Source organism: Arcicella sp. GW821-FHT09D11 (assembly GCF_059416265.1).
Window position 1 is genome coordinate 143334 of record NZ_JBWKOV010000005.1, and the last position, 24330, is coordinate 167663.

The following is a 24330-nucleotide window of genomic DNA, read 5'->3' on the forward strand; positions in this document are numbered from 1 at the left end:
TAGTCCGTACGGGAATCGAACCCGTGTTTCATCCGTGAAAGGGACGTGTCCTAACCCCTAGACGAACGGACCATTGGATTAAAACTTTTCGATATTTGGTATCGCTGTTCGTTTTTCGTGGTGCAAAGGTAGGGAGAATATTTAGAATACACAACCACAAAATGAAAAAAAAGAAAACAAATTGTTAAAGTTGTTGATAATCAAAACCTTGCAAGGGCGTTTTTTTGAAAAATATTTTTAATAATGCTGAAAGCACCATTCTACTTTTTTTAAATATAAATAAATTATAAATTTAAATCATGAAAATACCATTTTTTATAAAACAACATTAGGCTATCAATAATGATTCATTCAAAAATTACCTCACTAAGCTCAAAAATTGCGTGGGAGCAAATTAGGGCAGATACAGCGCTTTTTGACAATTTTGAAAAAAATGTTTTGCCTGCGTATCTCAATAGCTGTAGGTGGTTTGCTGGTAAGGCTAGAATACAGAAATCCTTTAAGGTTACAACATCCCTAGAAATTCCGATGAAGGATTCTATGGCTTTATTAATGATTATCTCTGTTTCGTATGAAGACGGGGAGGTAGAAAGCTATCTATTGCCTGTTTCGTTTATAGATGCGAGCCATACAAAAGAAATAACCCCAAAAGGGATAATTACCTTAGCTTATATCAACAATAAAAGGGGAATCATCGTAGATGCCATTTATGATGAACGTTTCCAGCAAACTATTTTTTATCATTTAGCTCATGCTGAAAACATTGCTCAACAGGAGGGAAGGGTAGACTTTACACGTGGGAAAGGGTTTTTAGGAGAAGATATCAACGCTCCGATTAGCTCTAAAATCTTGCCCGTTGATTCTTCTAATTCAGCGATTGTGTTTGGCGATAAGTATTTTCTAAAACTTTACAGAAAATTATTTACTGAAACTAATCCAGAAGTGGATATGGTGGAATTTATCACAGAACATTCCACTTTTGCTTTTATACCAGCTTTTGCAGGGAGTATGGTATGGAAACAAGAACAAATGCCAGACATTACCCTTGGGATGATGCAGCGGATGGTAGAGAATCAAGCTGATAGTTGGGTTCAAACAGGAGAGCAGTTAAATGATTTTGTGGAGGCTTTTGTCGCAAAATCGTTTTCGATTAAAGAAGAAGTATTTCAGCAAGTAGAATTGTTGGCACAACGAACAGCGGAAATGCACTTGGCTTTATATAAACCCGAAGCCGAAAAAATGTTTATTCCTGTTCCTTTTGACGATGCCTACAGAAAGTTTATTCATGATAGGTTAACCAACCTGTTAGATAAAAGATATAACCTCCTCATAGACAACTATACCAAGATTACTGATGTAGTCACAAGGAAGCTGGCTTGGGATTTTATGGAAGCTCGTGAGTTGATTGAGGAGTTTGCAGAGGGAATCCTTGAAAAACCCATTTTTTCACAAAGGATTAGGATTCATGGGGATTATCATCTGGGGCAGGTATTAGCTACTCAGAATGATTATATCATCATCGATTTCGAAGGAGAGCCTGAGAGTTCTATCACTGATAGGAAAATCAAGCATTCGCCTTTAAAAGATGTAGCGGGCATGATTAGGAGCTATCATTATGCTATTTCAGCAAAAATGTTTAATGACCCTATTTCAGCAAAACTAGATTCACAAAGAATACAAACCGTAGCAGACCGCTGGTATCGATTGATTCAGCAAACGTTTATGGATAAATATTTAGAAACGTTTGGTAACCCACATCCTTTGTTTAAAAACAATAATGAAATTAATTTTTTGATGTTGATTTATCTTTTAGAAAAGGCTGTGTATGAATTAGGCTATGAAATTAACTATAGACCTGACTGGGTTAAAATACCATTAAAGGGAATTGTAAATGTAATTCGTGAAATTGAAAAATTAAAAATGTAGCTATAATAACAAAACAAAAGACCAAAGTCGTTAATTAAGCTTTGGTCTTTTTGTTTTATTATAATATGATTAAGTACATTTCAAATGATATAATAGTATTGTTTAAAAGTATTATTTAAGCCATTAAAATAAAAAATTAGATAAATAAAATGTTGTTTTTTGAATACGAACAGATTAATATTGTTCATATAATGATGCTTAATCCTCTGGTTAGGCAGTTTTTCTTCAATTAAACTTAGCACTTTTTATAAAGAAACTAAGCATTTATAAATGACAAAGTCGCAGCTTTTTGAGCAAATTTTACAAAAGCAATCCTATCTATGCATTGGTTTGGATACTGATATTCAGAAAATTCCTAAACATTTACTTACAACAAAAGATCCCATTTTTGAGTTTAATAAACAGATTATTGATGCAACCCATCAATATGCGGTTGCCTATAAGCCCAACATTGCATTTTACGAGGCTTTTGGTGCAAAAGGATGGGAAAGTCTTCAAAAAACATTAGCCTATATTCCCAAAGAGTGTTTTACTATTGCTGATGCTAAACGAGGAGATATTGGCAATACTTCGGGCTTGTATGCCAGGGCTTTTTTTGATGAAAAATCTTCGGGCTTGAATTTTGATTCAGTAACCGTAGCACCTTATATGGGTGAAGATTCTGTTAAGCCTTTTTTGGATTTTGATGGAAAATGGGTAATTCTTTTAGCACTTACTTCAAATACAGGAAGTAAAGACTTTCAGAATCTTACTTTAAACAACGATAAACAACTTTTTGAGGAGGTTCTTACTAAATCTCAAGAATGGGGGAGCTCAGACCAGTTAATGTATGTAGTAGGGGCTACAAAAGCCGATATGCTTCAAAAAATTAGGAGTATTGTTCCTGACCATTTTTTGTTAGTACCAGGCGTTGGGGCACAAGGAGGAAGTTTAGACGAAGTTTCTAAATTTGGTATGAACAAACAGTGTGGTTTGTTAGTTAATTCGTCAAGAGCCATTATTTATGCGTCATCTGGTGAAGATTTTGCAGAAAAGGCTGCTCAAGAAGCCCTTAAAGTTCAGGGAGAGATGCAAACATATTTGGCTACCTATTTATCGTAGAAAACTTTTGATATGCAAAATGATAGTGAAATCAGGCTTGAACCTGCTCCGTGGAATTTGACTGGCAATGCCTATGCATTGATTTATAAATTTCCAAAGGAATTTGTAGTAGAGAATGGTTTTATGGAAGATTTTCAAAAAAAGCGTTTTCTGGGCTATTTTGGTACAGTCATGTTGGTAGATTATCAGTCTTCAAATGTTGGGCAATACTATGAATTATTGTTTATTCCAGGAATGTTTACCTTTGATTGGGCAAAAGTTTTTTCAATTAGTAAAATCTATGTGTCTTCTGAAGAAAGTGTTTTAAATGGACATAAAAACTGGGGAATTCCAAAAGAAAAGGCTGATTTTGAATGGGTTGAAGAAAAAAATGGTGTCAAAAAAGTAAAAGTTAGTGTAAATAATCATGTTATTTTTGAGGCAACGTTAAGTAAAGGGTTTTTGAATGTTCCTGTAAAAAGCAATTTTTTTCCTTTGAAGCTGGCGCAAAAACTTAATAGTGATTTAATGCTTACTCCTTTTAATTTTAGAGGAAAAGTTAAATTTTTAAAAATAGGTAAAATTCGGGTTGACGGAGGATATTTTCCAGATATTACACGTTTATCACCATTATTAACTATTCAAATTAATAATTTTGATATGAGATTTGAAATGCCACTTATTAGAGAAAACTATTTCGAATAAAATTTATTGGTTTTATCTAAGAAATAATTACTTATTTTTTTGTGGATTGAGAAATGTGTATATATATTTGTTAAAGGTTTACTATTGAAGGTTTTGCTTCTACAAAGAGCCCCTTTTAGTAACTTTTAATAATTAACTGAATAACATCCGCCAAATGTTAGGACGAGAAAAGCTTTTGTGATAATAGTGATAGGCTAAAGCTTAAAGCATTTCTCCAGATTTATTGACCCTTTCATTGTGCAGATATCAATCAAAACAAATTGTTAATTAAACTGTTTTATATTTTATTACTTTTTAATGTAATAAATAAAAATATACGCTGTAAAAAGCAAAGGGACTTTTCCCGAAAAGATTACTACTTAGGCGGATTGTGTAAAGACTCGGAGCTATGCATCGAGTCTTTATTTTTTGTTATAATTTCGCTCAAAAAAAGTTTATAGGCTTATTTATCCAATTTAGGGGAGGTTCATAAATGAAGAACTTAACGAAGATTTAACAATTTATTTTAAAATCTTCTCACTTAAATCATCATATTTTTTCGCTCAAATAACAAATTCTTAAAATTCACATCAAAATTTTAGCTTGGAATGTCTAAATTCTTGGTTCGTGTAATTCTTGAAAAAATCATAGCGTTTAAAATACAAAATCTATGAATTTGTATTAATTTTACTTCATCAAATAACAAAATTATGGCGGTAATTATTTTATTTGATATTCAATTATGATATTTTAAATTCTATTTATGGCGGTAAAAAGACTTTTAAAATATTATAATATACAACATGCTTATACCATGCTTGTTTAAAGATTATTTTAAAAAGACCCTTGAATTGGCGGATTCATAGGTCTTTTTTTTTGGACATTAAATTTAAAAGGGATGACACTTATGAAGTATCATCCCTTTTAAATTTATTTAACTTTTAATATACTAGCACCGAGCGGTGGAATATTGAGTGAAATAGAGTAGGCTTTTCCTTGCCAAGCAATCTCTTCTGCCATGATAAGCGATTTGTTTGTTTTTCCGCTACCTCCAAAATCATGTTCATCAGAGTTTAATATTTCATTCCAAATACCCATCATAGGTACGCCAATTCTGTAGTGTTCTTGGGGAACTGGCGTCATGTTCAGAATAATAATCAATTGCTCTTTACTAACATTTCCTTTTCTAGCATATATTACGATTGAGTTATTTCTATCAGATGTATCAATCCATTCAAAACCTTCATGTGAAAACTGTTTTTCATATAATGCAGGCTCCGTTTTATACATATGGTTTAATGCTTTTATCAAGTTCTGAATGCCTCTGTGAGGAGCGTGGTCTAGTAGCCACCAATCCAAGCTTTTCTCAAAATTCCATTCACCTGTTTGTCCAAATTCACCTCCCATAAAAATCAGATTAGTTCCTGGGTGAGTAAACATGTATGAAAACAACAGCCTTAAATTGGCAAATCTTTGCCATTCATCGCCTGGCATTTTACTTACCAGCGATTTTTTACCATACACCACTTCATCATGAGATAGTGGTAACATAAAATTCTCCGTAAAAGCATAGTTGGTCGAGAAAGTTAATTGATCTTGGTGATGACGACGATACATCGGATCTTTTTGGAAGTATTTCAAGGTATCATTCATCCAGCCCATCATCCATTTCTGTCCAAACCCTAAACCACCTGCATAAATAGGTCTTGAAACGCCAGAAAATGAGGTTGATTCTTCTGCAATAATTTGAATATCTGGAAACTGAGCGTAAAGCGTTTCATTCAATTCCTTGAACAAAGAAATGGCTTCAAGGTTATGATTGCCTCCAAAAATATTTGGTTCCCACTCTCCATGTTTTCTTGAATAGTCTAGGTAAAGCATTGATGCTACCGCATCAACCCTCAACCCATCTGCGTGATAGCGTTCTAGCCAATAAACTGCATTTGAAATCAAGAAACTGCGAATCTCGTTTCTACCATAATTAAAGATATACGACTTCCAATCGGGGTGATACCCTCTACGCATATCTGGATGTTCGTAAAGGTGAGTACCATCATATTCATACAACCCATGAGCATCGCCAGGGAAATGTGAAGGAACCCAGTCGAGTATTACGCCAATATCATTTTTATGACATTCTTCTACCAAGTACATGAAATCTTGTGGTGAGCCAAAACGAGAAGATGGTGCAAAAAAACCAAGTACTTGATACCCCCATGACGGTTCATAAGGGTGCTCCATGATGGGCATGAATTCAACGTGCGTAAAGCCCATTTCTTTCACGTAATTCATTAGTTGGTCGGCCAATTCTACAAAACTCAGCTTTTCATTGCCATTCTTTCTTCTCCAAGAACCAACATGCACTTCATAAACAGACATGGGTGATGATAAAGAATTTTTGGTGTGGCGTTTAGCCATCCAATCAGAATCCGTCCATTCATACCAATTATCCCAAACTATAGAGGCTGTGCGAGGGGGTATTTCAAATTGTTGTGCATAAGGATCCATCTTTTCTATAAGACGGTTATCTTGCGTCTGAATACAAAATTTATAGGTTTCCCCTTTGCCGATATAAGGAATAAAACCTTCCCAAATACCAGAAGCATCCCAACGTACAAAAAGATGGTGACTACCTTTATCCCAATAGTTAAAATTTCCAATGACTGATACCGATTTAGCAGCAGGTGCCCAAACAGAAAAGTAAACGCCTTGCACACCTTGATATTCGGTAATATGTGAGCCGAATTTCTCAAATAAACGATAATGCTTGCCAGCTTTGAAAAGATGAATGTCGAAATCAGAGAAACGGCTGAATGCTTCTACATTTTTAAGTACTACCGGAGTAGAAACAGGAGCTTGAGTTTCCTCTATAACTTCTACAACAGCTTTTTTAGTTACTTTTTTCTTAGTTGTTTCGGTTGATTGAGTAGTTGTTTTTGACGTTTTTGCCATTTTTAATGATGGTTAATGGAGTTTTGCGAAGCTTATAAATGTCATTTAGTAAATATAAAATTTCTTTTGAAATAGATTTTGTTAATACGATATAACTTATCCTGTCGACTAGTGAAATGTAAAATACTATTAAAAAAAATAGGATAAATTTGTTTTCGCTTTTTTGTTTATTTGTTCGTGGAATAATCTATTTTTTTATCAAATATACAATATTTCAACCTCTTTCTGGCGAGAAAAGATAATTTTATCAAAAATAGAAACAAGTAAATTTGTCAGTAAATAAGAAGCTAGGAAAGGCTACTCATAACATTATTGATAACAATGTTATGAGTAAAAGAAGGTATTAGTTTTGGCCTGCTAATAGATAAAGCACGGCCATTCTAACGGCAACGCCGTTTTCAACTTGGTCTAGAATAATCGAATGATGAGAATCAGCAGCATCTGATGTTAGCTCTACGCCACGGTTAATCGGGCCAGGATGCATCACTATGATTTCTTTATTCAATTCATCCAGCATTTTTTTATTAATACCGAAGTATAAAGAGTATTCCCTCAGTGTAGGGAAATACTTGATTTGTTGTCTTTCTAACTGGATTCTCAACACATTGGCTACATCGCACCAAGCAAGGGTTTCTTTGACATTATGCGAAACCTTTACTCCTAATTCGTTCACATACCGAGGAATCAAGGTTGAAGGCCCACAAAGGGTTACCTCAGCTCCTTGTTTACGAAGTGCAAAAATATTAGAGAGGGCTACGCGTGAATGTAAAATATCTCCAATAATAGCAATTTTCTTTCCTACCAAATCACCACCTAATTTTTCACGCATTGAAAAAGAATCGAGTAATGCTTGTGTTGGGTGTTCGTGCGTACCGTCACCAGCATTGACAATATTGGCAGCAATGTGTTTTGAAAGGAAATGAGGTGCTCCGGGGCTTGCATGACGCATCACAATCATATCCACTTTCATAGCCAAAATATTGTTGACAGTATCAAGAAGTGTTTCTCCTTTTTTTACTGAACTACCAGAAGCAGAGAAATTGATTGTATCTGCGGATAAACGTTTTTCTGCCAATTCAAAGGAAAGCCTTGTTCGGGTAGAATTTTCAAAAAAAACGTTAGCAATTGTTACATCACGGAGGGAAGGTACTTTTTTGATGGGGCGATTAATTACTTCTTTGAACTCTTTGGCAGTTGCCATGATGAGTTCTATGTCGTCGGGTGTTAAATCCTTAATCCCCAAAAGATGTCGAGTACTTAGTTTTTGCATACTATTTTGTAATTAACCAAATGTTGTCGGCTTCGTGCCCTTGTTCTTTCCATTCTACCAATACCTTCTCAGTGGCAAGAGTATTTACTTTTTTACCAACATAATCAGGATTTATTGGTAAATCTCGGTTATAAATTCTATCAATCAAGACGCATAATTCCACTTTTTTAGGTCGCCCGAAAGCCGTCATTGCATCCAAGGCTGCTCTCACCATTCTACCAGTTGCTAATACATCATCAATTAATATAACATTCTGATTTTCAATGATAAAAGGAATTTTGGTAGCGTTGGCTTTAACTAATTCACGACGACGATAATCATCACGATAAAAAGTAGCATCCAAATAGCCTATTGGAATTTTAACACCCGTAATTGATTCTAATTCTTGATGAATTCGCTTGGCAAAAAAAATACCCCTTGGTTGTAAACCTATAATCACAGAATTTGAAAAATTCTGGTGATTCTCTATCAATTCTTGACAGAGACGGCTAATAGTAATGCCTAGTAGAGGACTGGATAGGATAAGTTTGTGTTGCATTGAGTTTTGAGATTACTTAACCTCGATGAAAAGTAATCATGGCACAAAGATAAGTATGCTTTATGAATAGCTGAAGGATGAGAGCAGAATTTTTTATGCTGTTTACCTTTTTTAATTACTATTTGCTTGAATTAGTGATGGAAATACTAAGATAAAAATCTTCTATGGTAATTAATTTGTCCTAGATGATAAGTAAGATGCCCGTGTAAATGAATCAGAAAGTACTGGGTAGTCATTTCATGCCCTAAAACATTTTCAGCATATATGGCTGTTAATTGTGTAGATGATAATTTTGAAAGAGTAGCCGTTACAATATCAAAAGTTTCATTGATGGCTTCCAATATCTCTGGACGAGGAATGTTTTTAGCAGAAAATTCGGCTTCACGGTTTCTAATATGATCGATATTGCCCAAATTTTTGCCAATATAAGTTTTTAGATTTCCGATTAAATGTAAAGCCAAGTTTCCACCAGCATTATTGATTCCATCAACTTTTTCCCATAGGAGGCTTTCGTATTGATATTGCTCTATTTCTCTGTAAAGTACTTTCAAATCTCTTTGAAATAATTTTAGTAAATCTTCAGTCATGTATGTATAATTTAGTAGTCCTTTTCTTAAACAATTTAAGAAAAGGACTACTGCGTGTTAATAATAAATATCTTCAATTCTGAATAAATGCATCGGCATAACGTGTGGGTCTAAATCAATATAGTTGTATTCTCCACGCCAAACATACTTAGCACCCGTAACCAAATCATGCACGATAAATTCCTGATCTGGATATTTTTGAATCAAATGCAAGGGGATTCTAACGTATCCACTTTGGCGATTGTGGCCATCGAGGTTTACAATACATAAAATTCTATTGCCATTATGATGTGTTTTCAAATAAGCCAATAGTTGGTCATTTTGAATATCACAGAAGGTAATATTATTGGTTCTTTGTAAGGCAGAATTCTCAATTCGAGCATGATTAGTTTGACGAATAATATACGTCAGCTTATTCTCCATTTGCCAATTCCAATGCTTGATTTCGTATTTTTCAGAATTCTTGTACTCTTCTTTATTAGGATTTCCTTCATTAATCATGTGTTCAAATACAGGACCGAAAATACCATAGTTTGAAGAAAGCGTAGCCGCCATGAAATAACGAATAATAAACAGGGGCTCAAGACCACTTTGCAAAATCCAAGGAAGAATATCATGCGTATTTGTCCAGAAACTAGGACGCATATATTGGCTTTGCGCTGTTTTGGTCAATTCATCCATATAGCTAATTAATTCATATTTTGAATTTCGCCATGTATAATAGGTATAAGATTGCGTATAGCCTAATTTCGCCAATTGAGCCATCACCTTTGGTTTAGTAAAAGCTTCTGCCAAGAAAATCATATCTGGATACACCGCTTGTACTTCAGCAATTATCCATTCCCAAAAGGCAAAAGGCTTAGTATGCGGGTTGTCGATACGAAGAATCCTTACTCCCCAATCAGCCCAAGTCATGATGATTGTTTTCAATTCTTCCCAAAGCTCTTTCCAGTTTTCAGTTTCAAAATTGATAGGATAAATATCTTGGTATTTCTTAGGAGGGTTTTCTGCATATTGAATCGTGCCATCAGGACGGATTTTAAACCATTCTGAATGTTCTTTAGCCCAAGGGTGGTCGGGTGAACATTGAATAGCCAAATCCATCGCTAATTCAATACCCATTTCTTTACAAGCACCAATTAAATGTTTAAGGTCATCTAATGTTCCTAATTCAGGAAGAATAGCCGTATGTCCGCCCAATTCAGACCCAATTCCATAAGGAACCCCTGGTTCACCTTCTTGATAAGTAGTACTATTATTTTTCCCTTTTCTGAATTGTTTTCCAATAGGATGAATAGGCGGAATGTATAAAACATCAAAACCTAAAGATTTTAAACGGGGAAGTACATTCTCTTCAACATCTTTAAAGGTTCCATGTTGTCCTCTTTTAACCGATGCCGAACGTGGGAACATTGAATACCACGCAGAAAAGGCAGCTTTTTCTCTATCTACCCAAATTTTCAGTTGCTTATGAATCGTAGCGTGTTGTCTGTCTGGATATTGTTCTATCCATTCATGTAATTTATGGTTGTAGATAAATCCAATGGCTTCGTTATAAGTATTGGAATCTTTAAAAAGGTTTGCGATAGCTTTTAATTCAACTTTATCTTCTTTTGAAGCAATCTTTATCATCTTTTCAATGATACTTGCCCCAACCAATAATTCTATATTTACATGCTGGCCATCCTTGATTTTCATATCTATTTCATGGTGCCACGTAGCAGCATGATCTACCCAAGCTTGAATAGTATACGTATAAAAACCATTTTTTGAAACTGGAAAATAAGCTTCGTAGTGGTCACTGTTGACAAAATTCATTTTTGTTTCAGTCCAATCCTCGTCAGTCGAAAACTTATATAGTAGTTTTGCCGCCAGTTGGTCATGTCCATCCAAGAAAATATCAGCTTCCACCTTGATTGTATCCCCCTCAAAAGCTTTGATAGCGTAGCGTCCTGCGTCCAGTTGAGGACTAATATTTTCAATAATTACTCTTTGTTGTCCTTGAATTGTTTTTGAAATCATATTTGTATATCAAAATGGTTAAAAAGTTAACTACTAAGCATTTAAAAATATGTAGTAGTACAATATTCTAAAATTAGACTAAAAAATAACAGGGAAATTGATTAAATTTATGTAATTATAGTAAAAAGTAATTAATTTCACATGATTGCCTGTTTGTAATAAATGCCGATGCAATATTTTTATTTTACAGTGAAAATGTTGTACTTATTTGCGACAATATAAAAAGTAGTATATTTTAAGCCTTAAATTTATAAATTATAAACGCTGTGAAAAAGATCATCGCTTACTCAACCCTATTTTTGTTGGTAGGAACATCCTCTTTCGCCTACCGAATCGAACAAATTCCCACTAAAGGCTTTGCCGAAGAAGGTATCGCTCGTTATTATGCTGCCCATTTGCAAGGTAAATATACTTCTTTTGGTGAAAAGTATGACGACACCCAGCTTACAGGTTCACATTCGAAGTATCCCTTAAATACTATTGTTAAAGTAATTAATCTGGAAAACAATCTTACTGTTGAAGTTAGGATTAATGATTATTGTAAATGTGAGGAGGAGGGCAGAATCATTAATCTTTCTAAAGAGGCAGCATCCAGACTAGGCATGATGGCTAGTGGAAAAGCTAGAGTAAGGGTAGAAGTTATTTCTCCCACTATTTCATCTAAGAGGGTTTCTGAAAAAATAGCAGATAGTATCGTGCCAGATAGGAGAGAGGTTTTCTCTAAAGATAGTGGTAAGAGTTATGATAATAACATCTATGTTAATTCAGTAGTTAGTACAGTATCTGCTCCTGCGGCCTTTTCACCCGAAAGAACTTATGATATCAATGGGATAGAAAAATTTCCTAAAGGTTTTGCAGTGCAAGTTACAGCTGTTGTCAATTTAGGGTCTGTTCACGATTTGTATGATGAGTTGTTGAAAATGGGTATTCATAAAGATGAAATTTTTATTCAAGTAACTCAAAAAGAATCAGGTAAACTCTATCGCTTATTGTTTGGCGAATATGCTTCTAAGGAATCAGCCAATGATAAAACCATTTGGCTTTCTCAGCATGGTTATACAGGAGTAGTACGTTCGCATTTTAATTTGTAATTGCATTTATAATATCAATAAAAAGGGGATGACAAATACTAAATTGTCAACCCCTTTTATATATAATCATCAGTCGTTATGCTTTACTTTTAATAAGCAATAAACCTATAAAAGTAATCGCTCCATTGACTAATAGCTTCTCGAACCCGAATTGATAGCCATTCAACCATTCCTTAGAATTAGCATCAATAATATAAGTTAGAATAGGTGCTATTATACATACAAAGGGAACAAGTTTATCTTTAACTGGGATTTTAGTAAAAAGCCCGAAAGAAAATAACCCTAACAATGGGCCGTAGGTATAACTAGCAATATTGAATACTGTAGAGATGATAGACTGGCTACTTACAGCATTAAAAATTAGGATAATAATAAAGAAAAGAGCAGAAAACCCAAGGTGAGTATAATGTTTGATATTGTTACGCTGTTTCTCTTCGTATTTTTCAATGTGCATGAAATCAATACAGAAAGCCGTAGTAAGGGCAGTTAGTGCTGAATCTGAACTAGCATAAGTGGCAGCAGTAATACCTAATAAGAATGTAATGGCAGCTAAAATGCCAAATTCGCCACCTAGTGCTAATTTTGGATATAACAAGTCAGTTCTTTCTGGAATCTGAAAGCCAATTTTATCAGCATAGATATAAAGCAAAGCACCTAAGCAAACAAACATTAAGGTAGTAATGGCGAAGGTACAGCAAAACCAAAACATATTTTTTTGTGCTTCACCAATGTTTTTACACGTCAAGTTCTTCTGCATCAAGTCTTGGTCAAGACCCGTCATTACAATAGCAATGAATATTCCTGCGATAAAATCTTTACTAAAATGATGCTTATAGGCAAAATCATCAAAAAAGAACATTTTAGAATATTTACTTTGCTGGATAGTAGAGACTAATTCACCAAGGCCTAAATCTAATTTATTGGCAATCAAAAATATTGTTAATACAAGTGCTGTAAGAAGAAAGAAAGTTTGAAGAGTATCCGTTACAATGATAGTCTTTACACCCCCGCGGTATGTATAAACCCAAATAAGGGCGATAGTCACCAAAGCTGAAATCCAGAAGGGAATATTCCAAGCATCGAAGATAGCCAATTGAAGTACTTGTACGGCTAAAAACAAACGAGCGGCTGAACCCAAAGTACGGGCTAATAAAAAGAAAGAAGAGCCTGTTTTATAAGAGACCTTCCCTAATCGTTTATCCAAATACGTATAAATAGAAATTAAATTCAAACGATAATATAAAGGGAGTAAAACCGTTGCTATTACAAAATAACCCACTAAATTGCCTAATATAATCTGATAATAAGAAAGAGATACTTTTCCGACATCACCGGGAACAGAAATGAACGTTACACCTGAGATTGATGTTCCAATCATACCAAAAGCTACTAACCACCATGGAGATTGTTTATTTGCGGTAAAGAAAGTATTAGTATCAGCACCCTTAGAAGTGTAATGTGCTACGACAATAAGCATTAGAAAGTAAACGGCTAAAATTCCGAAAGCAATTCCTGTAGTCATAAATTTTGGGTATTCAGTATTGTGAACATCAAATTTGATATTTTTTGTTAAATTTGCTATCATTTTAAAAGATAAATATTTTTACAAATGCGACCATTTGAACAATTCGAAGAAGAAGTTGATGTATTAGAAGAAGTTATTGGAGTAGATCAATGTGATCTTATCGTGTTTAATGACGAAGTAAATACATTCGATTTTGTTATTGAAACGCTAATTGATGTATGTGGACATTCGGCGGAACAAGCTGAACAATGTACATTGTTGATTCACTTCAAAGGAAAATGTGCTGTAAAGAAAGGTACTTTTGAAGAACTAGCTCCGATGAGAAATGATATTTGTCGAAGAGGAATAGCAGCGGAGGTTCAATAACCTTTTAGTATTTTACAATAATTATTAATTACTCCAAAATCAACATTTCTAATACTCTTGAATTATCCATCTAAGCTCATAGAAAATGCTGTTGAAGAAATCTCAAAACTACCTGGCATAGGCAAAAAGACAGCTTTGAGAATGGCTTTACATCTATTAAAACGAGATGAGAAGCAAACACTTAGTTTGTCGGAAGCCCTAACAGCTATGAGAACTAAGACACAGTACTGTATACAATGTCATAATATTTCTGATGACATTCTTTGTGGGATTTGTACAAACCCTAAAAGAGATGAGTCTGTAGTGTGTGTAGTGGAGGATACTCGAGATGTATTAGCGATTGAAAACACTTCTCAATTTCGTGGGCTTTATCATGTACTTGGAGGAATCATTTCACCACTTGAAGGAGTGGGTCCAGCAGATTTGAATATTGAATCTTTATTAAGCCGTATTACTGAGAAACAATCAGGCGATTCGGCTATAAAAGAAATTATTTTAGGCTTGAGTCCCACAATGGAAGGCGATACAACAGCGTTTTATCTTACAAAGAGATTAAAACCTTTGAATGTTAAAATTACGACGATTGCCCGAGGAATACCAATAGGGGGAGATTTGGAATATGCAGACGAGATAACGTTGGGAAGAAGTATCGTTAGCAGAATCGTATATGAGTAGGTATGATTTTTGCTAGTAAGTTACTAGTAAGATTGTATAAAAACCTGTTAATTATGAAAAGTACCTCAATCATCGTTCTTTTGATGGTCTTTCCTATAATAACCAAAAGTCAAAATCTTTTGAAAATAGGAAGAGATTCTACGGCACTATCGCCAATGATGAATGAATACCTACAAAGCTACCAGCAAAAAAATACGATTAAAGCTGTTCCTAAAAAAGCCATTGGAATATCCGAGCTTAAGAAATCAGTTGAAAATATTGATAATTTAACGATTATAAAACCTGATTTGGGTAATATGGCAAAGATGCCCGTTGTTAAGCCACCTAATAAAAATCACGAGCATTTACTTATTATTCCAAAAAAAAAATCGAAAAGAATTCCTTCTAAAAAAAATATTGAATTATTGAAAAAGGAAAAGTAAATTTCATTTTTATTCCAAACAAAATCTCCTATGAACCGTAAAAGTTTTTTAAAGACAACATTGGCATCGGCTTTTGCATTGTCTAGCTTAAATTCATTCAGTTTTTCATTAAGAAGAAGCTATAATGACAAATTGCCTAAATTGACATTAGAAGAAGTAATGCTTGAATCAGCGCCTTTCTCTTTAGCAGCGTTGCCTTATGCACCTGATAGTTTAGAGCCAAGCATTGATAAGTTGACGATGGAGATTCACCATGATCGCCATCATAAAGCGTATGTTGATAATTTGAATAAAGCTGTAGCAGGTACTCCTTACGAAAAATTATCTTTGTGGGATTTATTGAAAGAAGCTGGCAAAGCACCAGCCGCTATTAGAAATAATGCAGGTGGACATTGGAACCATACTTTTTTCTGGAACGTAATGTCGCCTAAAGCTGGAGGTTCTCCAAAAGGTGAATTATTGGATGAAATCAATAAGACTTTTGGTTCATTTGATAAATTCAAAGAAGAGTTTGCTAAAGCTGGTACTACTCGCTTTGGTTCTGGTTGGGCTTGGTTAATTGTTCAAGATAAGAAATTGGTAATTACCTCAACGCCTAATCAAGATAACCCTTTGATGGATGTTGCTGAAAAGAAAGGCTCGCCAATTTTAGCATTAGATGTTTGGGAACATGCATATTACCTTAAATACCAAAACAAACGCCCTGATTACATTACTGCATTTTGGAATGTTGTAAATTGGGATGCTGTTTCAAAGAATTTTGAAAACTTGAAGAAATAATCTTAATGGTTCTGCATATATGATTGATTAATTATGCAGAACCATTATCCATAAAGCTTGAATATATAGGTTTATCAATTTAACAAATAAGATAGAATTTGATAAATAACAATTACTAACATGACTTCTGAAACACTTCTCGACACAATCCCATCTCTTGATTTAGCAGACTTTCTTTCTGGCGATACTGCTCGAAAAGAAAAATTTGTACAAGATTTAGGAGCTGCCTTTAATAATATTGGTTTTGTAGCCATCAAAAATCATGGTTTAACAAAAGATGATACTGAAAAACTTTATGATAATGTTCAAAAGTTTTTTTTCTCGCCAGATGAACTAAAAATGCAATATGCCATCGAAGGTATTGCTGGACAAAGAGGGTATATTAGCAAAGGGAAAGAAACAGCCAAAGGTTTTAAAGTACCCGATTTAAAAGAGTTCTATCACGTAGGTCAGCCTAAAATTGATGATGGAGACCCTATTTGGGAGGAATACCCTGACAATGTTTTTCCGAAAGAGCAACCTGACTTCGAAACATATACACTTCATACGTATAAAACATTAGAAAATGCAGGCAAAACGTTGTTAAAAGCCATTGCATTGTATTTAGAATTACCAGAGGATTATTTTGAACAAAAAGTAAAGCATGGAAATTCTATTTTACGAGCTATCCATTATTTCCCTATCTTAAATCCAGAAGCATTGCCAGAAGGCGCTGTTAGAGCGGCTGCGCATGGAGATATTAATTTAATTACTTTATTGATGGGTGCCTCAGCGGAGGGGCTTGAGGTATTAAGAGCCGATGGTGTTTGGATTCCTATTACGTCTTTACCTGACTATGTGGTAGTGAATGTAGGGGATATGCTAGACAGACTAACAAACCATAAATTAAAATCTACGATTCACCGTGTGGTAAATCCACCGAAAGAAAAACTAGGTACTTCTCGTTTCTCGATTCCTTTTTTCATGCACCCACGTTCTGAAATGAATTTAACGTGTTTAGAATCATGTGTGGATGCTACTCATCCAAAAATGTATGTTAATATGACTGCGGGAGAGTTTTTAAATGAGAGACTTATTGAGTTAGGTTTAAAGAAGTAAATATTATACTTATTTTTGTATCCATGAGATTTTTGTATCTCATGGATTATTTTTTTATTATTCAATTCCACATATAGCTTTATAATTTATCCAAATGAAAAAAATCAGAAGACTTCTCTTTCTACAAGATGTTCTGATTCTTGCTTGCACTTCATTTGGAGGTCCCCAAGTACATTTGGCGATGTTTATTGATCGTTTTGTGAAGAAAAGAAATTATCTTACCGAAGCGGAGCTACTGGAACTCCAAGCATTATGCGGGTTCTTACCCGGCCCCACTTCAACACAAACGATTACAGCCTTGGGTTATAAAATTGGCGGACCCAATTTAGCTTATCTCACTTTACTAGTTTGGATTACCCCAGCCGTAACCATCATGACGGCAGCAGCCTTTGGGATGACTTATTTAAGGAATAGAGACATTATCAGATTTATTCAGCCAATAGGGGTAGCCTTTATTATGCATGCAGGATTTGTATTGGGGAATAAAGTCATTAAAAATGCTTCTGGGGTAATTTTAATGGTGCTAGCTTCTGGTTTTGCATTTTATTTTCAATCTCCGTGGGTTTGCCCGATTTCTTTGATTATCGGAGGAACATTTACTGCTTTTAATTATAAAGATTATCCTCGACAAACAAAACATAAGATGATTATCCCATGGGCTAATTTTAATGTCTTTTGGATTTTTCTGTTGTGCTTAGCCATCCTTGGGCATTTTACTGATTATGAACCTATTCGTCTGTTTGAAAATTTTTATCGTAACGGAAGTCTGGTATTTGGCGGAGGTCAAGTGCTTGCTCCAATTCTTTATACAGAATTTGTTGAATTTAAGGAATTGGTCAGGGCAGATGATTTTTTAACGGGTATGGCACTTTCACAAGCTTTACCAGGTCCTGTATTTGCTTTGACATCCTATCTAGGAACGTTAGTGATGAAAGACGGAACTTGGTGGGAACAACTATTAGGGAGTGCCGTAGGAGCAGCAGGTATTTTTCTGCCGGGTACATTCTTAATATTTTTTGTGTACAGAATTTGGGGGCAACTAAAGCAATACCGCGGAATAAGGGCTTCATTAGATGGTATAAATGCTACCTCCATCGGTTTGACATTGGCGGCGGCCATTACTTTTATTGTACCTATGGTGAAACAAGTAGATGTAGTAGGTCTTGTTACAGTTATCGGTACATTACTAATTCTTCAATTTACGAAAGTACCAAGTTTCCTTATTTTTTTAGGAGGATTAATACTAGGCTTCATTTTTTAAGTAGAAAGATGCCTCTTCTTGAAGGCTAATGGATTTTCGCCCGTTATTTTTTTGAATATTCTATTAAAGTACGAAAGGCTTTCGAAGCCACATTCAAAGCACGTCTCCGTAACGTTTTTATCAATTAATAATAAACGTTTTGCTTGGTTAACCCTATAATGATTTAAAAATTCAGTAAAAGTAAGCTTTGTCATTTTTTTGAAATACCTACAAAACGGAGCTTTGCTTAAATTGCTTAAGTTGGCTACTTCATCAATTTCAATTTTGTGGTGATAATGCTCGTCAATAAAACTATAAATCTTTCTTAGCCTTTCTTGCTCTCTTTTATTATGCTGATTGTCAAATGGTTTTTCATGTAGTAACGTATAATCATTACTATCTGCTAATATTTTAAACAAAGCCAACACTTCCAAAAACTGTTCAAAAGGAGATAGCTCGTGTAACTGTTTAAGTCTCTTACCTACTACTTCCTTAATATTTTTCCCAAACGTTATGCCATGTTTTGAAAGCTCAAAAAGTTCATATACGCCTTTCAACTCGGGCGTATCTTGCAGTGTATCTTTTAGAAAACCCTCTTTTACTTGTAATACTATTTTCTCATAATCTGTTTTTAGACCATAGTCAAAATTGAGATGGGGAATATTTGAACCTATAAACGTTAAATCACTTTCTTCATACCTAGCTATATGGTCGCCTACATGGCGTGTGCCTTCCTGTTCATGAATTTCGATAAAAACCAATTCATATTCTGGATGAAAATGCCAATAGAAAAAATTATTCAATTTTGGGTTGATATTCCAGTGAAAAGAACTGTTTTCGTGTGATGGAATAATCTTTTCAAATTCTATTTTCATTATTTTGATAATTAGTATCTATTAATGTATTCTGTAATATCAATATTGTTCAAATTTAGGAAAAAATTGATGTAGAAATGTAATTTAAAAGACTACAAATTTGTATAAAAAAAACAATAATTATTTATACAAATTATGGAAAATCAAACTATGACCATGACGCCCACGATGATGCCTAATATGGCTCATCAGGAAATCCCAGGGAATCCATCTACTGCTACTAGCAGTCAAATAAAACTAAGAACTAGTATTACAGATGGGAAAGCGCTAAAGGTATTAACAGAAGATGATTGGAATTTTTGGATAACTAATGGGTACGTCATCATTAAAAATGCTGTATCAAGAGAACAGGCTTTAAGAACAGCCGAATTTATTTGGGAATTTGAAGAAAAGAATCCTAATGATGCTAGTACTTGGTACACCGCTCCAAGAGCTGAAATGAAAATGAAAGAATTGACGGGTACAGGCATGGTAGAAGTATATAATAACCAACATTTGTGGAACAACAGACAAAGCCAAAGAGTACACGATGCCTTTGCTGATATTTGGGGAACAGAAAAATTGTGGGTAACGATAGACCGTGCTAACTTGAATTTTCCATTACGTCCCGATTTTCAATACAAAGGTTTTATTCATTGGGACTATGACCCTGAGACTAAGCCTCAGAATGTTCAAGGCGTTCTGGCATTAGCCGACCAAACCGATGAAAATATGGGAGGCTTTCAATGTATTCCCGAATTATTTAGAACGTATGATACTTGGAAACTGACTCAGCCTGAGGATAGAAATCATTTTAAGCCTGATACCTCTGCTTTTGAGGACAAATTTGTGAAAGTAAAATTAGAAGCTGGGGACTTGCTGATTTTTAATAGTAGTCAACCGCATGGTATTCGACCGAACAAAAGTGAAGATAAAGTACGCATTGCACAGTATATTTCAATGATGCCTGCTGAAGAAGATAACGAAGCGTTAAGACAATGGAGGATAAACTCATGGAAAAATAGGGTAGCTCCAGAAGGCTATGCTTTTCCTGGTGACCCAAGAAACTGGGAACAAACAAAATATCCAGTAGCTGAATTAAACGATTTAGGAGAAAAAATATTAGGGTTAACAAAATGGTAAGTTATGCATAAACAAATTTATACTGAACTCAACAATGGTATACAAATGCCATTGTTGGGGCTTGGCGTATATGATATGTATAACCAAGAAGCGATAAAAACTGTAAGTACAGCCTTGAAAATAGGCTATAGGCTCATAGATACTGCCGTAATGTATGAAAACGAAGTAGAAATTGGTAAAGGAATTAGGCAAAGTGGCGTAGATAGAAAAGAGATTTTCTTGACGACTAAAGTTGACAACGCTTGTCAAGGATATGGCAAAACGCTAAAGGCTTTTGAGCAAAGTATGAAACGATTGGATTGTGAATACATAGATTTATATCTTATTCACTGGCCAATGAAAGCAACCAGAAAAGATACATGGAAGGCTCTTGAGCATTTATATAGTACTAAACAAGTAAGAGCAATAGGTGTTGCTAATTATTTATTGCCATTTTTAGACGAACTAGATACTTATAAAACAATAGTACCAGCCGTTAATCAAATAGAGTTTAGTCCTTATTTATTTCAAAAATCTTTATGGGAGCAATGTAAGAAAGAGGGAATTCAATTACAAGCGTATACTCCTTTAGTAAGAGGGCAACGTTTTAATGATGTGCGATTAATCGCTTTGAGTGAAAAATATTATAAGACTCCCGCACAAATTATATTAAGATGGGCTATACAGCATAATATTTCAACCATTCCAAAATCATCAAGCCCTATCCGATTACAAGAAAACTTTCAGATTTTTGATTTTGAAATATCTGAGGAAGATATGAAAAAGATTGATGGTTTTAATGAAAATCTAAGGGTAGTAGAAGACCCTATGGAATTGTTATAAAAACAAAAACCTTTTCATTTTTAAATGAAAAGGTTTTTGTTTGCTTATTTCAGTAACCCGAGCAAATATTTTCCATACCCACTTTTTACCAGCGGTTCCGCTATTTTCTTGAGTTGCACCTCATCAATGAATCCCATTCTGTAGGCTACCTCTTCGATACAACCTACTTTTAGTCCCTGTCGTTCTTCAATCACTTGAACAAACTGTCCTGCCTGCATCAATGATACAAATGTTCCTGTATCCAACCATGCCGTCCCTCTGTTCAACACACCAACTTTCAGCTTTCCTTGCTTCAAGTATTCTTTGTTGACATCCGTTATCTCATATTCCCCTCTTGGCGAAGGAGCAATATTCTTAGCAATCTCTACCACTGAATTGTCATAGAAATACAAACCTGGTACCGCATAATTTGATTTTGGTGCCACTGGCTTCTCTTCAATAGAAAGCACATTGAAATCATCATCAAACTCTACTACCCCATATCTCTCTGGATCATGTACCTGATAAGCATATACTACTCCACCTTCGGGGTCATTGTTGGCTTGTAATAACTTACTCAAACCACTACCATAGAAAATATTATCTCCTAATACCAAGGCTACTTTATCATCACCAATAAACTCTTCTCCAATCACAAAAGCCTGTGCTAGTCCATTAGGAAGTGGTTGTTCTGCATATTCAAATCTACAACCTATTTGTGAGCCATCTCCTAACAACTTCTTGAAATGGGGTAAATCATGGGGAGTAGAAATAATCAATATTTCTTTGATACCCGCCAACATCAAAATAGAAAGCGGGTAATAAATCATCGGTTTATCGTAAACAGGCATTAACTGTTTACTAACGGCTAGGGTAAGAGGGTGCAAACGTGTCCCAGAACCGCCTGCCAAAATAATTCCTTTCATATCTTTCTTATAGCTTTAGGCTGTAGGCGATAGGCTACAGGCAATGGTATCATCATAAAATACTTATTGCTTATAGCCTATTGCTTAAAGCAATTTAAGAGTACATTTTTTTATAATATTCTTGATAATTCCCCGAGGTAACATTATCAAGCCATTCTTGGTTATCCAAGAACCATGTTACGGTTTTATCAAGTCCTTCTTCAAATTGTAAAGAGGGTTCCCAACCTAATTCATTCATGATTTTGGTAGCATCGATAGCATATCTTAAATCATGACCTGCACGGTCAGTTACATAAGTAATTAGTTTTTCTGAAGTACCTTCTGGTCTGCCTAGTTTGCTATCCATCGTTTTACAAACCAACTTTACGATGTCGATATTCTTCCATTCGTTAAAACCTCCAATATTGTAGGTTTCACCTAGTACGCCGTTATGGAAAACAGTATCGATAGCTCTTGCATGATCCACCACAAACAACCAGTCTCTTACATTCTCACCTTTCCCATATACTGGCAATGGTTTATTGTTCAAGATGTTGTGAATCATGAGTGGTAATAGTTTCTCAGGAAAATGGTTTGGTCCATAATTGTTTGAGCAATTGGTGATGACTACTGGTAATTTATAGGTATTACCATAAGCTCTTACAAAGTGGTCAGAAGAAGCCTTTGAAGCTGAATAAGGGGAACGTGGGTCGTAAGGAGTGGTTTCAGTAAAGAAGTCTTCTGGATTATGTAATTCTCCATACACTTCATCGGTAGAAACATGATAAAAGCGTTTTCCTTCGTATCCAGTTGCTTTCCAAGCGTTTTTAGCAGCATTCAATAAGTTGCAAGTACCCACTACATTGGTCATCACAAAAGCCATTGGTTCTGCAATAGACCTATCCACATGTGATTCAGCCGCTAAGTGAATCACACCATCAAATTGATATTTGTCAAAGAGTTGATTGATAAAGTCTGCATCAACAATGTCTCCTTTTTCAAAGATATAATTAGGTTTGTCTTCTATATCTTTCAAATTCTCAAGGTTGCCAGCATAAGTTAATTTGTCAAGGTTAACAATGGTATAATCAGCATAGTTATTGACAAATAACCGAACCACATGAGAACCAATAAACCCTGCCCCACCTGTTATTAAAAGCGTTTTTTTCATAATGAAATATTTTCGTTGGTAGTCGTTGATTTACCGTTATTTTTCAATTAACTTTTTTTGCCAATTCCAAGCATCGCCTAAAGCATCAGTTAATGTTTTTTCAGTTTTCCAACCCAATATTTCATTAGACTTTGTACAATCTGCATAAACAGCTACAACATCTCCTTCGCGTCTAGGTTTGATATTATAATCTACCTTTAAACCAGTAGCCGCTTCGAATGCATTAATTACATCCAATACAGAGCTACCCGTTCCAGTACCGATGTTAAAGAAATCGTAATATTGTCCTTCAGGTTGTTTCAATAAAAGATTCAAGGCAGATACGTGTGCTTTGGCAAGGTCAACTACGTGAATATAATCACGTACGGCTGTTCCATCAGCAGTAGGATAGTCATCACCAAAAACAGCTAATGCCCCTCTTAATCCAGCCACACTTTGTGTTAAAAATGGAACAAGGTTAGCGGGTACGCCTAATGGTAATTCTCCAATAAGTACCGAATCATGCGCACCAATAGGATTGAAATATCTTAAAGAAAGAGCATGGAAGGTCGCTGAGCTATTTACGGTATCACGAATGATTTCTTCGCATACTTGTTTGGTATTTCCATAAGGAGAAGCCGCAGGTTGAACAGCCGAGCTTTCAGTTACGGGTAAAGTATCTGGCTGACCATACACTGTACAAGAAGACGAAAATACTAGGTTATTAACGCCATATTCTTCCATTTTCTGAAGCATCAACACCGTAGCTGAAATGTTATTGCTATAATATTTCAGTGGTTTTGCTACAGATTCGCCAACAGCTTTAAAAGCGGCAAAGTGAATAATTCCATCAATTTTTTGTTCAGAAAATAACTTATCCCAAGTAGTAGCTTGACCAATATCACCTTCATAAAAAGTAACAGATTTGCCAATAATTGTTTCTATCCCTGTGATAGCTTCTTTTTCAGAATTAGAAAAGTTGTCAACTAATACTGTTTCAAAACCTGCGTTGTGGAGTTCAACGACTGTGTGAGACCCGATAAAGCCTGCGCCACCTGTTACTAAAATTTTCATATTTTAAGTGAATCCAGAAAAAGGAAGAGTTAAGTCAAATTATTATTATCCTGCTTAAATATTGAGCAATGATGAATAATAATTATGAGGTTGTAAAAAAACAAATTTAGCATAAACCCTTACTAAAACAAAAAATATATAATTGCT

Annotated in this window: 22 protein-coding genes and 1 tRNA gene; 12 read left to right on the top strand and 11 right to left on the bottom strand. The window is 34.8% G+C overall.

Annotated elements, in window-relative coordinates:
• Nucleotides 1-72, bottom strand: a tRNA-Glu gene (locus AC07N0_RS15845).
• A 270-nt stretch (nt 73-342) separates the two neighbouring features.
• Between AC07N0_RS15845 and AC07N0_RS15850 the strand changes: the two genes are divergently transcribed.
• The 3 genes from AC07N0_RS15850 (at nt 343) to AC07N0_RS15860 (ending at nt 3711) form a co-directional block, all read left to right on the top strand.
• Nucleotides 343-1926: a putative maltokinase gene (locus AC07N0_RS15850; protein WP_494589954.1), complete on the top strand. Its 1584-nt coding sequence runs from the start codon at nt 343-345 to the stop codon at nt 1924-1926.
• 270 nt (nt 1927-2196) lie between these two features.
• Nucleotides 2197-3027: an orotidine-5'-phosphate decarboxylase gene (pyrF, locus tag AC07N0_RS15855; RefSeq protein ID WP_494589956.1), complete on the top strand. Its 831-nt coding sequence runs from the start codon at nt 2197-2199 to the stop codon at nt 3025-3027.
• A gap of 57 nt (nt 3028-3084) precedes the next feature.
• Nucleotides 3085-3711, top strand: a complete 627-nt coding sequence (locus AC07N0_RS15860; RefSeq protein WP_494589957.1) for an acetoacetate decarboxylase family protein — start codon at nt 3085-3087, stop codon at nt 3709-3711.
• A 909-nt stretch (nt 3712-4620) separates the two neighbouring features.
• Here the strand turns inward: AC07N0_RS15860 and glgB are convergent.
• From glgB to AC07N0_RS15885, 5 genes are all read right to left on the bottom strand, one after another.
• The gene (gene glgB / locus AC07N0_RS15865; RefSeq protein ID WP_492799431.1) at nt 4621-6642 is read right to left on the bottom strand and encodes a 1,4-alpha-glucan branching protein GlgB; all 2022 of its coding nucleotides are present in this window, start codon (nt 6640-6642) and stop codon (nt 4621-4623) included.
• Nucleotides 6643-6985: 343 nt separating this feature from the next.
• Nucleotides 6986-7912 (bottom strand): aspartate carbamoyltransferase catalytic subunit, encoded by a 927-nt coding sequence (locus AC07N0_RS15870; protein WP_323253224.1) that lies wholly within the window; start codon nt 7910-7912, stop codon nt 6986-6988.
• A 1-nt stretch (nt 7913) separates the two neighbouring features.
• Complete coding sequence (pyrR, locus tag AC07N0_RS15875) at nt 7914-8450, bottom strand: bifunctional pyr operon transcriptional regulator/uracil phosphoribosyltransferase PyrR (protein ID WP_492799429.1); 537 nt, start codon at nt 8448-8450, stop codon at nt 7914-7916.
• Nucleotides 8451-8596: 146 nt separating this feature from the next.
• Nucleotides 8597-9037 carry a DinB family protein gene (locus AC07N0_RS15880; protein ID WP_494589958.1) on the bottom strand — a complete coding sequence of 147 codons (441 nt, stop codon included), beginning with the start codon at nt 9035-9037 and terminating at the stop codon, nt 8597-8599.
• A 57-nt stretch (nt 9038-9094) separates the two neighbouring features.
• Nucleotides 9095-11059 carry an alpha-1,4-glucan--maltose-1-phosphate maltosyltransferase gene (locus tag AC07N0_RS15885; protein ID WP_494589959.1) on the bottom strand — a complete coding sequence of 655 codons (1965 nt, stop codon included), beginning with the start codon at nt 11057-11059 and terminating at the stop codon, nt 9095-9097.
• Between the two features lie 266 nt (nt 11060-11325).
• Here AC07N0_RS15885 and AC07N0_RS15890 point away from each other — a divergent pair, with 266 nt between their 5' ends.
• Nucleotides 11326-12150, top strand: coding sequence for a septal ring lytic transglycosylase RlpA family protein (locus AC07N0_RS15890; protein ID WP_494589960.1), 825 nt, complete (start codon nt 11326-11328; stop codon nt 12148-12150).
• Between the two features lie 76 nt (nt 12151-12226).
• On the opposite strand, the gene AC07N0_RS15895 is transcribed toward AC07N0_RS15890, so the two are convergent.
• Nucleotides 12227-13672 (bottom strand): sodium:solute symporter, encoded by a 1446-nt coding sequence (locus AC07N0_RS15895; RefSeq protein ID WP_494590167.1) that lies wholly within the window; start codon nt 13670-13672, stop codon nt 12227-12229.
• A gap of 87 nt (nt 13673-13759) precedes the next feature.
• On the opposite strand from AC07N0_RS15895, the gene AC07N0_RS15900 reads away from it, so the two are divergent.
• The 6 genes from AC07N0_RS15900 to chrA all read left to right on the top strand — a co-directional run bounded on the left by AC07N0_RS15900 (nt 13760) and on the right by chrA (nt 18277).
• On the top strand, nt 13760-14041 hold the full coding sequence (locus AC07N0_RS15900) for an ATP-dependent Clp protease adaptor ClpS (protein WP_492799425.1): 282 nt from the start codon (nt 13760-13762) through the stop codon (nt 14039-14041).
• 57 nt (nt 14042-14098) lie between these two features.
• Entirely contained in the window at nt 14099-14716 is a 618-nt protein-coding gene (gene recR, locus AC07N0_RS15905) for a recombination mediator RecR (protein ID WP_494589961.1), read from the top strand.
• Between the two features lie 119 nt (nt 14717-14835).
• Entirely contained in the window at nt 14836-15138 is a 303-nt protein-coding gene (locus tag AC07N0_RS15910) for a hypothetical protein (RefSeq protein WP_494589962.1), read from the top strand.
• 30 nt (nt 15139-15168) lie between these two features.
• Nucleotides 15169-15918, top strand: coding sequence for a superoxide dismutase (locus AC07N0_RS15915; RefSeq protein ID WP_492799422.1), 750 nt, complete (start codon nt 15169-15171; stop codon nt 15916-15918).
• A gap of 120 nt (nt 15919-16038) precedes the next feature.
• Nucleotides 16039-17016, top strand: coding sequence for an isopenicillin N synthase family dioxygenase (locus tag AC07N0_RS15920; RefSeq protein ID WP_494589963.1), 978 nt, complete (start codon nt 16039-16041; stop codon nt 17014-17016).
• Between the two features lie 94 nt (nt 17017-17110).
• Entirely contained in the window at nt 17111-18277 is a 1167-nt protein-coding gene (gene chrA / locus AC07N0_RS15925) for a chromate efflux transporter (protein ID WP_492799420.1), read from the top strand.
• On the opposite strand, the gene AC07N0_RS15930 is transcribed toward chrA, so the two are convergent.
• Nucleotides 18274-19131, bottom strand: a complete 858-nt coding sequence (locus AC07N0_RS15930) for a helix-turn-helix domain-containing protein (RefSeq protein ID WP_494589964.1) — start codon at nt 19129-19131, stop codon at nt 18274-18276. The two genes, chrA and AC07N0_RS15930, sit on opposite strands and share 4 nt — an antisense overlap.
• A gap of 135 nt (nt 19132-19266) precedes the next feature.
• Here AC07N0_RS15930 and AC07N0_RS15935 point away from each other — a divergent pair, with 135 nt between their 5' ends.
• Together AC07N0_RS15935 and AC07N0_RS15940 are read left to right on the top strand one after the other, a co-directional pair.
• Nucleotides 19267-20253 carry a phytanoyl-CoA dioxygenase family protein gene (locus tag AC07N0_RS15935; RefSeq protein WP_494589965.1) on the top strand — a complete coding sequence of 329 codons (987 nt, stop codon included), beginning with the start codon at nt 19267-19269 and terminating at the stop codon, nt 20251-20253.
• A 3-nt stretch (nt 20254-20256) separates the two neighbouring features.
• Nucleotides 20257-21075 carry an aldo/keto reductase gene (locus tag AC07N0_RS15940; RefSeq protein ID WP_494589966.1) on the top strand — a complete coding sequence of 273 codons (819 nt, stop codon included), beginning with the start codon at nt 20257-20259 and terminating at the stop codon, nt 21073-21075.
• Nucleotides 21076-21119: 44 nt separating this feature from the next.
• On the opposite strand, the gene rfbA is transcribed toward AC07N0_RS15940, so the two are convergent.
• The 3 genes from rfbA to galE all read right to left on the bottom strand — a co-directional run bounded on the left by rfbA (nt 21120) and on the right by galE (nt 24183).
• A complete protein-coding gene (rfbA, locus tag AC07N0_RS15945; protein WP_494589967.1) occupies nt 21120-21980 on the bottom strand; it encodes a glucose-1-phosphate thymidylyltransferase RfbA in 861 nt (286 codons plus the stop codon).
• 94 nt (nt 21981-22074) lie between these two features.
• On the bottom strand, nt 22075-23130 hold the full coding sequence (gene rfbB / locus AC07N0_RS15950) for a dTDP-glucose 4,6-dehydratase (RefSeq protein ID WP_494589968.1): 1056 nt from the start codon (nt 23128-23130) through the stop codon (nt 22075-22077).
• A gap of 36 nt (nt 23131-23166) precedes the next feature.
• Nucleotides 23167-24183: a UDP-glucose 4-epimerase GalE gene (gene galE, locus AC07N0_RS15955; RefSeq protein WP_494589969.1), complete on the bottom strand. Its 1017-nt coding sequence runs from the start codon at nt 24181-24183 to the stop codon at nt 23167-23169.
• Between the last annotated feature and the right edge of the window lie 147 nt (nt 24184-24330).

What these genes read in the sequence shown, in the direction of transcription:
- pyrF (WP_494589956.1), top strand. Translation starts at nt 2,197, where the DNA reads ATGACAAAGTCGCAGCTTTTTGAGCAAATTTTACAAAAGCAATCCTAT.
- AC07N0_RS15870 (WP_323253224.1), bottom strand. Translation starts at nt 7,912, where the DNA reads ATGCAAAAACTAAGTACTCGACATCTTTTGGGGATTAAGGATTTAACA.
- AC07N0_RS15850 (WP_494589954.1), top strand. Translation starts at nt 343, where the DNA reads ATGATTCATTCAAAAATTACCTCACTAAGCTCAAAAATTGCGTGGGAG.
- AC07N0_RS15930 (WP_494589964.1), bottom strand. Translation starts at nt 19,131, where the DNA reads ATGAAAATAGAATTTGAAAAGATTATTCCATCACACGAAAACAGTTCT.
- AC07N0_RS15915 (WP_492799422.1), top strand. Translation starts at nt 15,169, where the DNA reads ATGAACCGTAAAAGTTTTTTAAAGACAACATTGGCATCGGCTTTTGCA.
- AC07N0_RS15935 (WP_494589965.1), top strand. Translation starts at nt 19,267, where the DNA reads ATGGAAAATCAAACTATGACCATGACGCCCACGATGATGCCTAATATG.
- AC07N0_RS15920 (WP_494589963.1), top strand. Translation starts at nt 16,039, where the DNA reads ATGACTTCTGAAACACTTCTCGACACAATCCCATCTCTTGATTTAGCA.
- glgB (WP_492799431.1), bottom strand. Translation starts at nt 6,642, where the DNA reads ATGGCAAAAACGTCAAAAACAACTACTCAATCAACCGAAACAACTAAG.
- pyrR (WP_492799429.1), bottom strand. Translation starts at nt 8,450, where the DNA reads ATGCAACACAAACTTATCCTATCCAGTCCTCTACTAGGCATTACTATT.
- AC07N0_RS15885 (WP_494589959.1), bottom strand. Translation starts at nt 11,059, where the DNA reads ATGATTTCAAAAACAATTCAAGGACAACAAAGAGTAATTATTGAAAAT.
- AC07N0_RS15940 (WP_494589966.1), top strand. Translation starts at nt 20,257, where the DNA reads ATGCATAAACAAATTTATACTGAACTCAACAATGGTATACAAATGCCA.
- AC07N0_RS15900 (WP_492799425.1), top strand. Translation starts at nt 13,760, where the DNA reads ATGCGACCATTTGAACAATTCGAAGAAGAAGTTGATGTATTAGAAGAA.
- AC07N0_RS15880 (WP_494589958.1), bottom strand. Translation starts at nt 9,037, where the DNA reads ATGACTGAAGATTTACTAAAATTATTTCAAAGAGATTTGAAAGTACTT.
- galE (WP_494589969.1), bottom strand. Translation starts at nt 24,183, where the DNA reads ATGAAAATTTTAGTAACAGGTGGCGCAGGCTTTATCGGGTCTCACACA.
- rfbA (WP_494589967.1), bottom strand. Translation starts at nt 21,980, where the DNA reads ATGAAAGGAATTATTTTGGCAGGCGGTTCTGGGACACGTTTGCACCCT.
- AC07N0_RS15895 (WP_494590167.1), bottom strand. Translation starts at nt 13,672, where the DNA reads ATGACTACAGGAATTGCTTTCGGAATTTTAGCCGTTTACTTTCTAATG.
- chrA (WP_492799420.1), top strand. Translation starts at nt 17,111, where the DNA reads ATGAAAAAAATCAGAAGACTTCTCTTTCTACAAGATGTTCTGATTCTT.
- rfbB (WP_494589968.1), bottom strand. Translation starts at nt 23,130, where the DNA reads ATGAAAAAAACGCTTTTAATAACAGGTGGGGCAGGGTTTATTGGTTCT.